Source organism: Burkholderia sp. FL-7-2-10-S1-D7, from assembly GCF_001524185.1.
GTDB lineage: Bacteria > Pseudomonadota > Gammaproteobacteria > Burkholderiales > Burkholderiaceae > Burkholderia > Burkholderia diffusa.
This window is the reverse complement of record NZ_LOWY01000016.1, coordinates 194,495-208,547: the sequence shown is the minus strand read 5'-3', so window position 1 is coordinate 208,547 and position 14,053 is coordinate 194,495. Positions and strand designations below refer to the sequence as shown.

General features: G+C 66.7%; 13 protein-coding genes and 1 other RNA gene. 5 read left to right on the top strand and 9 right to left on the bottom strand.

All coding sequences use genetic code 11. From position 1 onward, the window contains the following. Positions 1-2: 2 nt before the first annotated feature. The 9 genes from rpoS to ffs all read right to left on the bottom strand — a co-directional run bounded on the left by rpoS (position 3) and on the right by ffs (position 8,775). Positions 3-1,088 carry an RNA polymerase sigma factor RpoS gene (gene rpoS, locus WS75_RS08735; RefSeq protein WP_059680118.1) on the bottom strand — a complete coding sequence of 362 codons (1,086 nt, stop codon included), beginning with the start codon at positions 1,086-1,088 and terminating at the stop codon, positions 3-5. An 11-nt stretch (positions 1,089-1,099) separates the two neighbouring features. Continuing rightward, entirely contained in the window at positions 1,100-1,981 is an 882-nt protein-coding gene (locus WS75_RS08730) for a peptidoglycan DD-metalloendopeptidase family protein (protein ID WP_059680117.1), read from the bottom strand. A gap of 5 nt (positions 1,982-1,986) precedes the next feature. Beyond that, a complete protein-coding gene (locus WS75_RS08725; RefSeq protein ID WP_059680116.1) occupies positions 1,987-2,916 on the bottom strand; it encodes a protein-L-isoaspartate(D-aspartate) O-methyltransferase in 930 nt (309 codons plus the stop codon). After that, positions 2,913-3,674 (bottom strand): 5'/3'-nucleotidase SurE, encoded by a 762-nt coding sequence (gene surE, locus WS75_RS08720; RefSeq protein WP_059680115.1) that lies wholly within the window; start codon positions 3,672-3,674, stop codon positions 2,913-2,915. The genes WS75_RS08725 and surE overlap by 4 nt, the downstream gene beginning before the upstream one ends. 223 nt (positions 3,675-3,897) lie before the next feature. Beyond that, complete coding sequence (locus WS75_RS08715; RefSeq protein WP_059680114.1) at positions 3,898-5,103, bottom strand: CaiB/BaiF CoA transferase family protein; 1,206 nt, start codon at positions 5,101-5,103, stop codon at positions 3,898-3,900. 48 nt (positions 5,104-5,151) lie between these two features. Then, positions 5,152-5,748: a recombination mediator RecR gene (gene recR, locus WS75_RS08710; RefSeq protein WP_059680113.1), complete on the bottom strand. Its 597-nt coding sequence runs from the start codon at positions 5,746-5,748 to the stop codon at positions 5,152-5,154. A gap of 49 nt (positions 5,749-5,797) precedes the next feature. Further along, complete coding sequence (locus WS75_RS08705) at positions 5,798-6,124, bottom strand: YbaB/EbfC family nucleoid-associated protein (protein WP_006755698.1); 327 nt, start codon at positions 6,122-6,124, stop codon at positions 5,798-5,800. Positions 6,125-6,218: 94 nt separating this feature from the next. Beyond that, complete coding sequence (gene dnaX / locus WS75_RS08700; RefSeq protein ID WP_059680112.1) at positions 6,219-8,549, bottom strand: DNA polymerase III subunit gamma/tau; 2,331 nt, start codon at positions 8,547-8,549, stop codon at positions 6,219-6,221. 127 nt (positions 8,550-8,676) lie between these two features. Then, positions 8,677-8,775, bottom strand: an RNA gene (gene ffs / locus WS75_RS08695) — signal recognition particle sRNA small type. Between the two features lie 414 nt (positions 8,776-9,189). Here ffs and trxA point away from each other — a divergent pair. The 5 genes from trxA to WS75_RS08670 all read left to right on the top strand — a co-directional run bounded on the left by trxA (position 9,190) and on the right by WS75_RS08670 (position 14,033). Continuing rightward, complete coding sequence (gene trxA, locus WS75_RS08690) at positions 9,190-9,516, top strand: thioredoxin TrxA (protein WP_006402348.1); 327 nt, start codon at positions 9,190-9,192, stop codon at positions 9,514-9,516. A 194-nt stretch (positions 9,517-9,710) separates the two neighbouring features. Beyond that, the gene (gene rho / locus WS75_RS08685; protein WP_006478662.1) at positions 9,711-10,973 is read left to right on the top strand and encodes a transcription termination factor Rho; all 1,263 of its coding nucleotides are present in this window, start codon (positions 9,711-9,713) and stop codon (positions 10,971-10,973) included. A 137-nt stretch (positions 10,974-11,110) separates the two neighbouring features. Beyond that, entirely contained in the window at positions 11,111-11,611 is a 501-nt protein-coding gene (locus tag WS75_RS08680) for a MerR family transcriptional regulator (RefSeq protein WP_059680111.1), read from the top strand. Continuing rightward, a complete protein-coding gene (locus tag WS75_RS08675; protein ID WP_059680110.1) occupies positions 11,608-13,164 on the top strand; it encodes an MFS transporter in 1,557 nt (518 codons plus the stop codon). Before WS75_RS08680 ends, WS75_RS08675 begins: the two co-directional genes overlap by 4 nt. 38 nt (positions 13,165-13,202) lie before the next feature. Next, on the top strand, positions 13,203-14,033 hold the full coding sequence (locus tag WS75_RS08670) for a zinc-dependent peptidase (protein ID WP_059680109.1): 831 nt from the start codon (positions 13,203-13,205) through the stop codon (positions 14,031-14,033). Positions 14,034-14,053: the final 20 nt, after the last annotated feature.

Sequence of the window (14,053 nt, the reverse complement as noted above, 5' to 3'; positions counted from 1 at the left end):
AGTTACAGAACGGCGTCCTTGCGCACGCCGTTGGAGGCAAAGAACCGCTTGAGGCGCACCAGCGCTTCCTGCTGGATCTGCCGCACCCGCTCGCGCGTGAGCCCCATCTCGTCGGCCAGCTCCTCGAGCGTGGCCGGTTCGATGTGGTTCAGGCCGAAGCGGCGCTCGATCACGTGCCGATGCTTGTCGGACAGCCGCGACAGCCACGCGCGCGTGAGCGTCTCGAGTTCGCGGTGCTGCACCTCGGCGTCGGGCGACTGGCTCTGGTCGTCGGGCAGCAGGTCGAGCAGGCTGCTCGCGGGATCGAGATCGAGCGGTGCGTCGAGCGACGCGGTGTGCTCGTTGAGCGCAAGGATGTCGGTGACTTCCTCGGCGGTCTTGCCGGTGAGATAGGCGATGTCGTCGATGCTGGCTTCGCGGCGCTCGGCCGCCTCGCCCGTCGACATCGAATTCTTTTCGAGGTGGCGCTTCGCACGCAGCACCTGGTTCAGTTCGCGGATCACGTGAACGGGCAGGCGCACGGTGCGCGCCTGGTTCATGATCGCCCGTTCGATGCTCTGGCGGATCCACCACGTCGCGTAGGTCGAGAAACGAAAGCCGCGCGTCGGGTCGAATTTCTCGATCGCGTGCATCAGGCCGAGGTTGCCTTCCTCGATCAGGTCGAGCAGCGGCACGCCGCGGTTCAGGTAACCCTTCGCGATGCTGACGACGAGACGCAGGTTGCGCTCGATCATCACCTGCCGCGCCTCGAATTCGCCGGCCTTCGCGAGACGCGAATAGCGTTGCTCCTCCTCGACGGTCAGGAGCGGCTTCACGCTGATGCGATTCAGGTAATGTTGGATCGTGTCGGCCGTGAGTTCGGCTTGCAGCAATGCGCGGAAATCGTCGACGTCGGGCGCGGCTTCCGCACGGCCTTCGGGCTCGTCGTCGCCGTCCGCTTCGGCGTCGCGTGCCTCGAGATCACGTTCGTTTTCCGCGACGTCTTCTTCGTCGTCCGTCGAAGCGCCAGCTCGCTCCACCGATGCTTGCGTGGCACGACTGATCTTCTCAGACTCGGCTTGCGGCTCGTGGCGCTTCGATTTCGGCATGGTCGTCTCGGTTATTGAGGCGGCAAATACTTCAGCGGATCGACAGGTTTACCCTGCCGGCGAACCTCGAAATGCAGCATCACGCGGTCGGCATCGCTGTTACCCATCTCGGCGATCTTTTGCCCCTTCGTTACCGCGTCCCCCTCTTTTACCATCAAAGCGCGATTGTGTGCATACGCCGTGAGGTAAGTTGCATCGTGTTTGATGATAATGAGATTGCCGTAGCCACGCAGGCCGTTGCCCGAGTAGACGACGCGGCCGTCGGCCGCCGCCTTCACGGCCTCGCCGGACGTGCCGCCAATATTGACGCCCTTGTTCTTCGCGTCGTCGAAACCGTTCAGCACCGGGCCGCGCACGGGCCATGCGAACGTCACGGGGCCGCTCGGCGCTGCGGCCGTATCGCTCGATGCGGCGGCAGCCGGCGGCGTGACCGCGGACGACGAGCCTGCGGCCGGCGTCGCGGGGCCGCTGCTGAGCGGTGCGGTCGCGACGGCGGCGCCTGCGATCGGCGCGGCAACCTGCGAGCCTGCAACCGCGGCACCGCCCGGCGGCGCGACGCGCAGCAGTTGGTCGACCTCGATCTGGTTCGGGTTCGCCAGGTTGTTCCACGCGGCGATGTCGCGATAGTTCTGTCCGTTTTCGAGCGCGATCCGGTACAGCGTATCGCCCGGTTTCACACGGTAGAACCCGGGCGGCGGCGGCCCGAGCGGCACCGCCGGCTGGGCGGCGGTGGTCGTGCCGAGCGCTCCGGAGCGGTCGACGACGGGCGCGTTGTCGAGCCGCGTCGCACAGGCGGCCAGTAGCGTGGAGAACGCAGCCACACAGATCGCGCGCTGGGCGAACGTGAGCGGTTCCCTGGTTCGGTTGTTTTGCATCGCGCGCAACATACTCATCGGTTTCAAATCACTCCGGATTTTAAAGGGACAAAGAAAACGCGATCAAGCCGCGACTCCCGCCATTGCGCGTGCGCGACGCGCTCGACGAGCGTGAGCACCTGGGGCTGCCCGCTCTGCGCGCCGACCGGCGCGACGAGCCGCCCGCCGATCGCGAGCTGCTCGAGCAGCGCCTGTGGCACGTCGAGCCCCGCCGCCGCGATCACGATCGCGTCGAACGGGCCCGCGGACGGCAGACCGACACGCCCGTCGCCGTAATGCAGACGGATGTTCGGCACGCGCAGCGGCCGCAGGTTCAGCTTTGCGCGCTCGTAGAGCGGCTTGATGCGTTCAATCGAATACACGTCGCGTGCCACGTGACTCAGCACCGCGGCCTGGTAGCCGCAACCGGTGCCGATCTCGAGCACGCGCTCGAGCGTGCGGCCGGCCATCGCGAGCTCGATCATGCGCGCGACGACCGACGGCTTTGAAATCGTTTGCTGGTGACCGATCGGCAGCGCGGCATCCTCATAGGCCTGCGTCGCGAGCCCCGGATCCACGAACATGTGACGCGGCACCGCCGCCATCGCATCCAGCACGCGCGCATCGGTCACGCCGTTCGCGCGCAGGCGTTCGACCATGCGTTCGCGCACACGTTCCGACGTCAGCGCGAACGCACCGGCCGGCGCGACGCTCGGCGCAGCCGGCTTGGGCATCGCCGGCTTCAGCGCGGTCGGTTTCGGCGCGGTCGCCGGCTTCGCGGCGGTCGTGCCGGGCACCGGGCGGGCGACGCCCGTCTTCACCGCCACCGGCTTCGGCACGGCGGCGGACTTGTCGACGGCCTTCGGCACCGAGCCCGCCGCATGGCGTTCGCCGGCCCGGCCTTCCGATTTGCGTGGCGCTCGCTTGAGATCTTCGAGCGCGAGCGGAAACCGCTTCGCGCGCTCGCCGCTCATGAAGCCCGCCCTCCTGCGCGCACCCATTCGCGCGTTGCGGGCAGCATTTGCGTATGCGTGAGATCGAGCTGCAGCGGGGTGATCGATACGAAACCGTTTGCGACGGCGTGGAAATCGGTGCCTTCGCTCGCGTCCAGCGCAGCACCCGCGGCACCGATCCAGTAGACCGGCTCGCCGCGCGGGTCGGTCTGGCGAATCACCGGCTGGGACGGGTGACGCTTGCCGAGGCGCGTGACCTGCCAGCCTTTCAGTTCCCCATACGGCAGATTCGGAATATTGACGTTCAGCAGCGGCTGACCGGGTAGCGGATGCGCGAGATAGTGTTCGACGATTTCCGCGGCGACGCGCGCCGCGTCCGTCAGATGCGCCCAGCCCTTCTCGGCCAGCGAAAACGCGATGGCCGGCACGCCGAACATGATGCCTTCGGTGGCGGCCGCAACGGTCCCTGAATAGAGCGTGTCTTCGCCCATGTTCTGGCCGTTGTTGATCCCGGACACGACGAGGTCGGGCCTCGCGTCGGCCATCCCTGTCAACGCGACGTGCACTGAATCGGTCGGCGTGCCATTCACGTAGAAGAAACCCGTATTCGGCGCGCGCTGCACCGACAGCGGCCGCGACAGCGTGAGGGAATTCGATGCGCCGCTGCAGTTCTGCTCGGGCGCGATCACCGTGAGGTCGGCCAGCGGCTGCAGCGCGTCGCTGAGCGCGGCGAGACCGGGGGCGAGATAGCCGTCGTCGTTGCTGAGTAGGATTCGCATCCGGCGATTGTAACCGAGGAAAGATGGCGCGAGAGCGACAGTCAGGCGGCTGCGGACGGGCCTGCATGCACGCCGCGCGCGCGGTGCGCCGCCGCATTGCACGGCGGCGTTCCGCGGGCGCGAGACAACGTTGTGCCGCCCGGCGTTTTCCGCCCCGAAGCGTGCCCCTCGGGAGAGGCTGCCCTCGCTGAAGCCCGACGCGAAGCGCCCGGCCTTGGGGCACTCAGATCGCGCCGGCCTCGCGCAGCGCGGCGATCGCCTGTGCGTCGTAACCGAGGCCGCGCAGCACCTCGTCCGTATGCTCGCCGAGTTCGGGCCCGAGCCAGCGCGTTTCGCCCGGTGTGTCGGACAATTTCGGCGTGATGTTCGGCAGCGGAATGTCGGTGCCGTCGGCCAGTTTGAAGCGCTGGATCATCTGCCGCGCGACGAACTGCGGATCGGTGAACATGTCGGCGGCGCTGTAGATGCGCCCGGCGGGCACGTCGGCGGCGTTGAGCACGGCGAGCGCCTCGTCGATCGTACGCGGCGCGAGCCACGCGGCGATCGCATCGTCGATCTCCTGCGTGCGCGGCACGCGGCCGTCGTTCCGTGCAAGCGCCGGATCGTCGGCGAGATCGTCGCGTTCGATCGCCTTCATCAGCCGCTTGAAGATCGGGTCGCTGTTGCCGCCGATCACGATGCTGCCGTCGCGGCACGCGTAGGTGTTCGACGGCACGATGCCCGGCAACGACGCGCCGGTGCGCTCGCGCACCATCCCGTACACGCCGTACTCCGGCACCACGCTTTCCATCATGTTGAACACCGCTTCATACAGCGCGACGTCGACCACCTGCCCCGCGCCGCCGTTCACCTTGCGGTGGTGAAGTGCCATCAGCCCGCCGATCACGCCGTGCAGCGCGGCGATCGAGTCGCCGATCGAGATGCCGATGCGCGGCGGCGGCAGGTCCGGATAGCCGGTGATGTGGCGCAACCCGCCCATCGATTCGGCGATCGCGCCAAAGCCCGGCCGGTCGCGGTACGGGCCCGTCTGCCCGTAGCCGGACAGGCGCACCATCACGAGACCGGGGTTGTCGGCCGACAGCACGTCGTAGCCGAGCCCGAGCTTCTCGAGCAGGCCCGGGCGGAAGTTTTCGATCACGATGTCGGCCTCGCGCGCGAGTTGCCGCGCGATCGTCTTGCCGGCATCGGATTTCAGGTTGAGGGTGACCGATTTCTTGTTGCGGGCCTGGACCGACCACCACAGCGACGTACCGCCCTGCTCCGGATGCAGCTTGCGCCACTTGCGCAGCGGGTCGCCGCCGTTCGGATCCTCGATCTTGATCACTTCCGCGCCGAATTCGCCGAAGAGGCGCGACGCGAACGGCCCCGCGATCAGCGTCCCGAATTCGAGCACTTTGACGCCCGCGAGGGGGCCCTGACTGGCGCTCATGTGTCTCCCTGACATGAGGAACGGCGCCGCCGGCCGGCGGCGCCCGGCTTACATCGTGCGGCGGTCGAGCATCGCGCGGGCGATCGTGCCCGCGTCGACGTATTCGAGCTCGCCGCCCACCGGCACGCCACGCGCGAGGCGCGTGACCGCGAGCCCGCGCGCCTTCAGCGTCTGGCCGAGGTAGTGCGCGGTGGCCTCGCCCTCGTTCGTGAAGTTGGTCGCAAGCACGACCTCCTTGACGATCCCGTCGGTCGCGCGTCGCACGAGGCGGTCGAAATGGATTTCCTTCGGGCCGATCCCGTCGAGCGGGCTCAGCCGCCCCATCAGCACGAAATACAGCCCGCGATACGTCATCGTCTGCTCGAGCATGATCTGGTCGGCCGGTGTCTCGACGACGCACAGCAGCGTCGGATCACGCTCCTCGTCGCTGCACACCTCGCAGATCTGCGCTTCCGTGAACGTATTGCACTTCTCGCAGTGCTGCAGGTGCTCGGTCGCGAACAGCAGCGACCGGCCGAGCCGCTCCGCGCCCTCCCGATCGTGCTGCATCAGGTGGTACGCCATGCGCTGCGCGGATTTCGGCCCGACGCCGGGCAAGACGCGCAACGCTTCGACGAGCGCGGACAGGGCGGACGGCTGTTTCATACGGCGGCTGAAAGCGGAACGAGCTGATCGGACTGAACGGACGCTGCGCTCAGAACGGCAGCTTGAAGCCCGGGGGCAACGGCAGGCCGGACGTCATGCCGCTCATCTTTTCCTGCGACGTCGCCTCGGCCTTGCGCACGGCATCGTTGAACGCTGCCGCGACCAGATCCTCGAGCATGTCCTTGTCGTCCGCGAGGAGGCTCGGGTCGATTGCCACGCGACGCACTTCGTTGCGGCAGGTCATCGTCACCTTGACGAGCCCGGCACCCGACTGCCCTTCGACTTCGATCTGCGCAAGCTGCTCCTGCATCTTCTTCATGTTTTCCTGCATTTGCTGCGCTTGCTTCATCAGTCCGGCGAGGTTGCCTTTCAACATGGGAATACTCCTTCTTGATCGTGTGAAAACCGGCACGCGGCGCGTGCCGGTCAATATGTGCGGGCGTGATTGTGCCTGTCGCGGTGCGATTCGTTCAATGCAGCGTCGGCGATGTGCCGTCCGGCGCCGAATCGACGAGCGGCCGCACCGAACCTTCGACGATACGTGCACCGAAGTCACGCACGAGTTGCTGGACGAACGGATCGCCATGGATGTCCTGCTCGGCCTCGCGCTGGCGTGCCGCACGCGCGGCCGCATCCAGCGCCGCCGCGGTGCGCCGCGCGGGCCCGACCTCGACCGCGACCTCGACGGGCTTGCCGAGCGCGTCGGCCAAGGCGGCCTTCAGCTTCGCGACCTGGGCGGCGTCCGCATACTGCGGCACCGGCACGGACAATTTCAACGTCGTCGCGTCGACGGCCGTCAACTCGCTGTTGAACGCGAGCTGATACGCGACGCCCTTCAGCGGCAACCGTGCGGCCAGCGCCGGCCATTCGCCGTCGAAGCCGACCGGGTCGAGCGCGATCGCGGGCGGCAGCGGGCGCGTGTCGACCGGTGCGGACGGACGGGCCTCCGCCGCCTTCGGCGCAATGCGCACGTCATCGGGGCCGCTGTCGAACACAGGCACGAAGCCGTCGTCCGCCGCACCGCCGAACATCTCGTCGGCGCTGAGCGGCACGTATTCGTCCGGCGGAATGTCTTCCCACGGCGGCGGGGCCTGGCGCGTGTCGGCTGGCTGCGGCGCACGTGCCGTCGCGCGCGGCGTCGGCACCTGCACGGCAGGTCGCGATGCCGCCGGTTTCTCCGGGGCCGGCTGGGCCGCCGCCGGCTTCGACGCGCCGCCCGCCCGCGAACGGTCGGACGACACGCGCATGCCGGCATTGCGTAGTACGTCGAGTGCGGCAGCCGCCCCCCCGCGGCCCCCCGGGCGCGCGGCGGGCTCGGCCGGCACGGCACGCGGCGCCTGTTCGGCAGCCGGCGCTGGTTCGTCGTTGCGCTTGGCGGCAGCAGGCAATTCGGGTTCGCTGCGGACAGTGGGCAGCGCGTCGCGCGTCGGTGCTGCCTGCGGTGCCGGGTTTGCTTCCGGCTGCGGCGCTGCAGCCGCAGCCGGCGTCGAAACAGGCTTCACGGCGGGCGAAGTCACCGCGTCGTCAGACCGGGCCGGCGACGGACGCGCAGCGGGCGCGACCGGAGCGGCCGCTTGCGGGCGTGCTGCGTCCGCGGCGGCTGCCTGTTCCAAAGACGGCTTGGGCGCCGCCGACGCGGCGGCAGCCACACGCGGCGCAGGCGCGGGTACGGCACGCGGCACGGCCGGCTGACCGCCCGGCGCACTGCCGGCGCCGACGGCCGGCTCGAACGCGAGCATCCGCAGCAACGTCATCGTGAAGCCGGCGTATTCGTCCGGCGCAAGGCCGAGTTCCGCGCGTCCGACCGTCGCGATCTGATAGAACAGTTGAACCTGCTCGGGGCTCAGCGTCTCCGCGAAGCGGCGCAGGTCGGCCGCTTCCGGCCATTCGTCGAGAACCGAGCCCGGCGCGAACTGCGCCCACGCGATCCGGTGCAGCAGGCTCGCAAGATCCTGCAGCGCGGTGGAAAAAGACAGGCTGCGCAGCGACATCTCGTCGGCGATCGCGAGAATCTCCGGGCCGTTGCCGGCCGCGAGCGCATCGAGCAGGCGCACCATGTAGGTCTGGTCGAGCGCGCCGAGCATGCCCGACACGGCCGATTCGGTCACTTCGTTCGCCGAATAGGCGATCGCCTGGTCGGTCAGCGACAGCGCATCGCGCATGCTGCCCTGCGCGGCGCGCGCGAGCAGGCGCAGCGCCTGCTGCTCGAACGAGATCCGCTCTTCGCCGAGGATCCGTTCGAGATGCGACACGATGTGCCCGGCCGGCATCTGCTTCAGGTTGAACTGCAGGCAGCGCGACAGCACGGTGACGGGAATCTTCTGCGGATCGGTCGTCGCGAGGATGAACTTGACGTGCGGCGGCGGCTCCTCGAGCGTCTTCAGCATCGCGTTGAACGCGTGATTCGTCAGCATGTGCACTTCGTCGATCATGTAGACCTTGAAGCGCGCATCGACGGGCGCGTACACCGCGCGCTCGAGCAGCGCGGCCATTTCGTCGACGCCGCGGTTGCTCGCCGCGTCCATTTCAACGTAATCGACGAAGCGGCCTTCGTCGATCTCGCGGCACGCGCGGCACACACCGCACGGCTGCGACGTGACGCCGGTTTCGCAGTTGAGTGCCTTCGCGAAGATCCGCGACAGCGTCGTCTTGCCGACGCCGCGGGTTCCGGTAAACAGATAGGCGTGATGGAGACGCCCGCCGTCGAGCGCGTGCGTGAGCGCCCTGACGACGTGCTCCTGGCCGACGAGCGAAGCGAAATCCTTCGGACGCCACTTGCGTGCGAGAACTTGATAGGTCATCGGGAAATTGTATCAGTAACGCTGCGTCGCGCCGACACGTGAAACGGTGCGGAAGACGGGCAACGCGCAGGCAGAACGGAGAATGACGCAGAAATAAAAAACGCCCGGCGAACGGGGCGAGAGGAAAGGTGACGAGCCCGACCCTCGGCACTGGCGGAAAACGATTGTGGCTGCTTCGTTCCCGACCTGACCAGGTTCACCGCCCCACCATGCGAGGAGGCCCGTCACGGCATATTCTATCACCGCTTCCGGCCGAATGCGACCGTTTGTTCGCAACAAGGCCAAAGATCGAGCAAACCGACGCGCGTGCGGGCTTTCCAATCCGGCGCGAACGTGCGGTCATATATCGTGACGCTTCGTGACTCTTGTATTTTGCGCGCCGGACTCCACCTTCGGGACACAACGGTCAAACGGCGCGTCGTACCCCTACTCGCGTAGCGACTACTATCGCCGCCCGCAGCAGATAGCAATTTAGGCTAATATGACGCCCGAACGACCCGCGAGCCGCGCCAAGCAGCGCTTACGCCCTTCCTTCCGGAGAGGGGAGTGACCTGCGGCAGCGGCCGGCAGCCGACAAGGCCGCCGGAGCGCCGCAACGCGCCGAGCAGGCAGTCCCCGAACCGTAAGAGGTATTGACCCAATGAGCGAACAGATCAAACACATCAGCGACGCATCGTTCGAACAGGACGTCGTCAAATCCGACAAGCCCGTGCTCGTCGACTTCTGGGCCGAATGGTGCGGCCCGTGCAAGATGATCGCCCCGATCCTCGACGAAGTCGCGAAGGATTACGGCGACAAGCTGCAGATCGCGAAGATCAACGTCGACGACAACCAGGCAACGCCTGCGAAGTTCGGCGTGCGCGGCATCCCGACGCTGATCCTGTTCAAGAACGGCGCGGCCGCCGCGCAGAAGGTCGGCGCGCTGTCGAAGTCGCAGCTCACCGCATTCCTGGATAGCCACCTGTAATACCGGCCGTTCCGCGGACGTGTTGTCAACCGACAACACGTCCGCTGTCAAGCCGCCGATCGGCCGCTCAGGCGCGAATCGGCGTATGCTAGAATCAAAAAACGTCTACAAGACGCATTAAGTCTCAGAGCGCTTCCGCTCGCCCTCCTCCCTTATTTCTTTTCGTCGCATCTCCTCCCTGGCGGGTTCTCCGTATGCATTTATCCGAGCTCAAGTCTCTGCACGTGTCCGAACTGATCGAAATGGCCAATGGCCTGGAGATCGAAAACGCGAACCGCCTGCGCAAGCAGGAACTGATGTTCGCCATTCTCAAAAAGCGCGCCAAGACGGGAGAGACGATCTTCGGCGACGGCACGCTCGAAGTGCTGCCGGACGGTTTCGGCTTCCTGCGCTCGCCGGAAATGTCGTACCTCGCGAGCACCGACGACATCTATATCAGCCCGTCGCAGATCCGCCGCTTCAACCTGCACACCGGCGACACCATCGAAGGTGAAGTCCGCACGCCGAAGGACGGCGAGCGCTACTTCGCGCTGGTGAAGGTCGACAAAGTCAACGGGCAGCCGCCCGAGGCCTCGAAACACAAGATCATGTTCGAGAACCTCACGCCGCTGCACCCGAACAAGCCGCTGTCGCTCGAACGCGAAATGCGCGGCGAAGAAAACGTCACGGGCCGCATCATCGACATGATCGCGCCGATCGGCAAGGGCCAGCGCGGCCTGCTCGTCGCGTCGCCGAAGTCGGGCAAGACCGTGATGCTCCAGCACATCGCACACGCGATCAAGCAGAACCATCCGGACGTCATCCTGTTCGTGCTGCTGATCGACGAGCGCCCTGAAGAAGTGACCGAAATGCAGCGCTCGGTCGCCGGCGAAGTGATCGCTTCGACGTTCGACGAACCGGCCACGCGTCACGTGCAGGTCGCCGAAATGGTGATCGAGAAGGCCAAGCGCCTCGTCGAAATGAAGCACGACGTCGTGATCCTGCTCGACTCGATCACGCGTCTCGCACGCGCGTACAACACCGTGATCCCGGCATCGGGCAAGGTGCTGACGGGCGGTGTCGACGCGAACGCGCTGCAGCGCCCGAAGCGCTTCTTCGGCGCGGCGCGCAACATCGAGGAAGGCGGCTCGCTGACCATCATCGGCACCGCGCTGATCGAAACCGGCAGCCGCATGGACGACGTGATCTACGAAGAGTTCAAGGGCACCGGCAACATGGAAGTGCACCTCGAGCGCCGTCTCGCGGAAAAGCGCGTCTATCCGTCGATCAACCTGAACAAGTCGGGCACGCGTCGCGAAGAAATGCTGATCAAGCCCGAGATCCTTCAAAAGATCTGGGTGCTGCGCAAGTTCATCCACGACATGGACGAAGTCGAGGCGATGGAATTCCTGCTCGACAAGATCCGCCAGACGAAGAGCAACTCCGAGTTCTTCGATCTGATGCGCCGCGGCGGCTGATCGCCCCCGCACCGCTCCGCATCGAACGGCTGCCCGCGCATTTCGCCCGGCAGCCGTTTTTTTGCGCCAACCTGAACGTGAACGTACAGGTTGATCTATAATCGCGCCATCGCCCCAACCGAAGCCGCGCCAATCGAATGCCGAACGACGCCTCCCCCTCGCTGCTGACCGTGAGCGACGCCGCGTCGCGGCTCGGCGTCACGCCGCGCACACTGAAGTATTACGAAGAGCGCGGGCTCGTCACGCCGTCACGCAGCGGCGGCCGCTATCGCCTCTACGACGAAGCCGATCTCGAACGCTTCGCCCGCATCCTGCGGCTGCGCGCGCTCGGCTTTTCGCTACACGGCATCACCGAGATGCTCAAGCGCCCGCTCGAAGAAATGGGCGACGGCCGGCGCCGCTATTCGGACGCGTCGTTGCGCGACATCCGCTCGGGGCTCGCCGAGCAAATCGACACGCTCGACCAGCGGATTGCGGCCGTCCAGCGCGAACTGAAGGAAGCCGTCGCGCTGCGCAAGGAACTGCAGCACGACATCGACTACATCGAACGGCGCCTCGCCGGCGAAAACCCCGACACGCTGATCGCGCAGCGACAAGCCGAAGCCGGCACACGGCGCGCGCGCAAGGAGCGGGAATGAACGTCGCGCCGGGTCGCCCGCCGCTGTGGAGCCGTGCGAACCTGCGTGCGGATCTGTTCCCGTGGGCGCTCGCGCTCGTGACCGGCATCGACTACTTCGACAACGCGGCCTTCTCGTTCTTCGCGAGCTACATCGCGGGCGGCATCAACGCGTCGCCCGACGAGCTCGTGTGGTCGTCGAGCGCGTATGCGGTCACGGCCGTGCTCGGCATCCTGCAGCAGCAATGGTGGGTCGATCGTCTCGGCCACCGCCGCTACGTCGCCGGCTGCATGCTGATGTTCTCGTTCGGCGCGATCGCGGCCGCGCTCGCCGACACGTCGCTCGAGCTCGCGTTCGCGCGCGGCTTCCAGGGTTACTTCATCGGCCCGATGATGGGTGCATGCCGGATCCTGATCCAGATCAGCTTCAAGCCGCAGGAGCGGCCGCCCGCCACGCGCGCGTTCCTGATCATGATCCTGCTCGGCAGCGCACTTGCGCCGATCGTCGGAGGGCTGCTCGTCGCGCATTCGACGTGGCGTGCGCTGTTCGCGTGCACCGCGCCCGCAGGCATCGCGTTCGCGATTCTCGCGCTCCTCACGCTGCCCGATTCGGGCAGGACGCCCGACGACGAACGCGGCTCCGGGCATTTCTGGCCGTACGTCCTGTTCGCGCTCGCGCAAGGCGCGCTGCAGATCGTGCTGCAGCAGGTGCACTACCAGCTCTACAGCGGCTCGCCGATGCTGATCCTGCTGACGATCGGGGGCCTTGGCGCGCTCGCGTGGTTCGCCTATCACCAGTGGAACCATCCGACGCCGCTCGTGCGGCTGCATGCGTTTCGCGAGCGCACGTTCCAGGTCGGGCTGCTGCTGTACATGTTCTATTACTACGAGTCGACGGGCTTCGGCTACCTCACTTCCCGCCTGCTCGAAGGCGGGCTCGGCTATCCGGTCGAGAACGCCGGGCGCCTGGTCGGCACGATGTCGCTGATCTCGGCCACCGCGCTGTTCGTCTACCTGCGCCACGCGAAGCGCGTCACGCACAAGAAATGGTTCGTCGTGCCGGGGTTCGCAATCGCGATCGTCGCAGCGCTGTGGATGACGCGGATGACGCCCCAGGTCGGCGAGGCCGCGCTGATCGTCCCGCTGCTGCTGCGCGGGCTGTTGCTGCTGTTCATCGTGCTGCCGGTCGCGAACCTGACGTTCCGCATCTTCGCGATCGACGAATACACGCACGGCTACCGGCTGAAGAACATCGTGCGGCAACTGACGATCTCGTTCGCGACGTCGTCGGTGATCATCGTCGAGCAGCACCGGCTGGCCGTCCATCAGACGCGGCTCGTGGAGCGCGCGAACGTGTTCGATCCGCTGTTCCAGCAAACCGTCGACGCGCTCACGCGCAGCTACGCGGCTGCCGGCCATGCGCTGAACGAGGCGCACGCCCTCGCGATCGCATCGATCGCGCGGATGGTCGCGCAACAGGCGTCGTTCCTCGCGTCGCTCGACGGTTTCTATTTCCTCGCGGGCATCGCGCTCGTCGGCGGCCTCTTCGCGGCATGGCAAAAAGAGATCGATTGAGTTAAAAGACAGGCTTTGGATTCTCCCGCGCTGCTTCCATGCTCTCGAAACTGACCCGCTGGCTCGACGACCGCCGCCGCGACCGCGCGCTGCGCAGCCATCCGATTCCCGATGAGCTGTGGCGGGACACCGTCGCGCGCCTGCCATTCCTCGACGCGCTGTCGCCCGGCGACCTGGGCCGGCTGCGCGAGCTGACGAGCCTGTTCATCGCGAAGAAATCGTTCTCGACCGCGCACGGACTCGCGCTGACCGACGAGATGATCGTCGCGATCGCCGCGCAGGCGTGTCTGCCCGTGCTGAACCTCGATTTGTCGCTGTACGACGGCTGGGTCGGCGTCGTCGTGTATCCGGGCGAATTCGTCATCCGCAAGACCGTGCAGGACGAGGACGGCGTCGTCCATGAAGTCGAGCAGGATGCGAGCGGCGAAGCGTGGGAAGGCGGCCCGGTGATCCTATCGTGGGAAGATGCGCAGATGACGGACGGCCGCGACGCCTACAACGTCGTGATCCACGAGTTCGCGCACAAGATCGACATGGTCAATGGCGAGGCCGACGGGTATCCGCCCCTTTTTCGCCGCTGGCACGCGCCGCACCTCGACGCGCAGGCGTGGGCCGACGTGTTCGAGTATGCATACGACCAGTTCTGCGCGCGCGTCGATGCGGTGCCGGATCGCGCGTGGGCGCGCTTCGAGCGCGACTCGCTGATCGATCCCTATGCGGCCGATCACCCGTCGGAGTTCTTCGCGGTGTGCAGCGAGGCGCTGTTCGTGCGACCGCGTGCGTTCGAGTCCGAATTTCCGGAGCTCTACCGGCTGCTCGCCCGCTACTATCGGCAGGATCCGGCCCGGACGGGCGCCCTCGACGCGTGATGAAGCGTGGTGAAAATTAT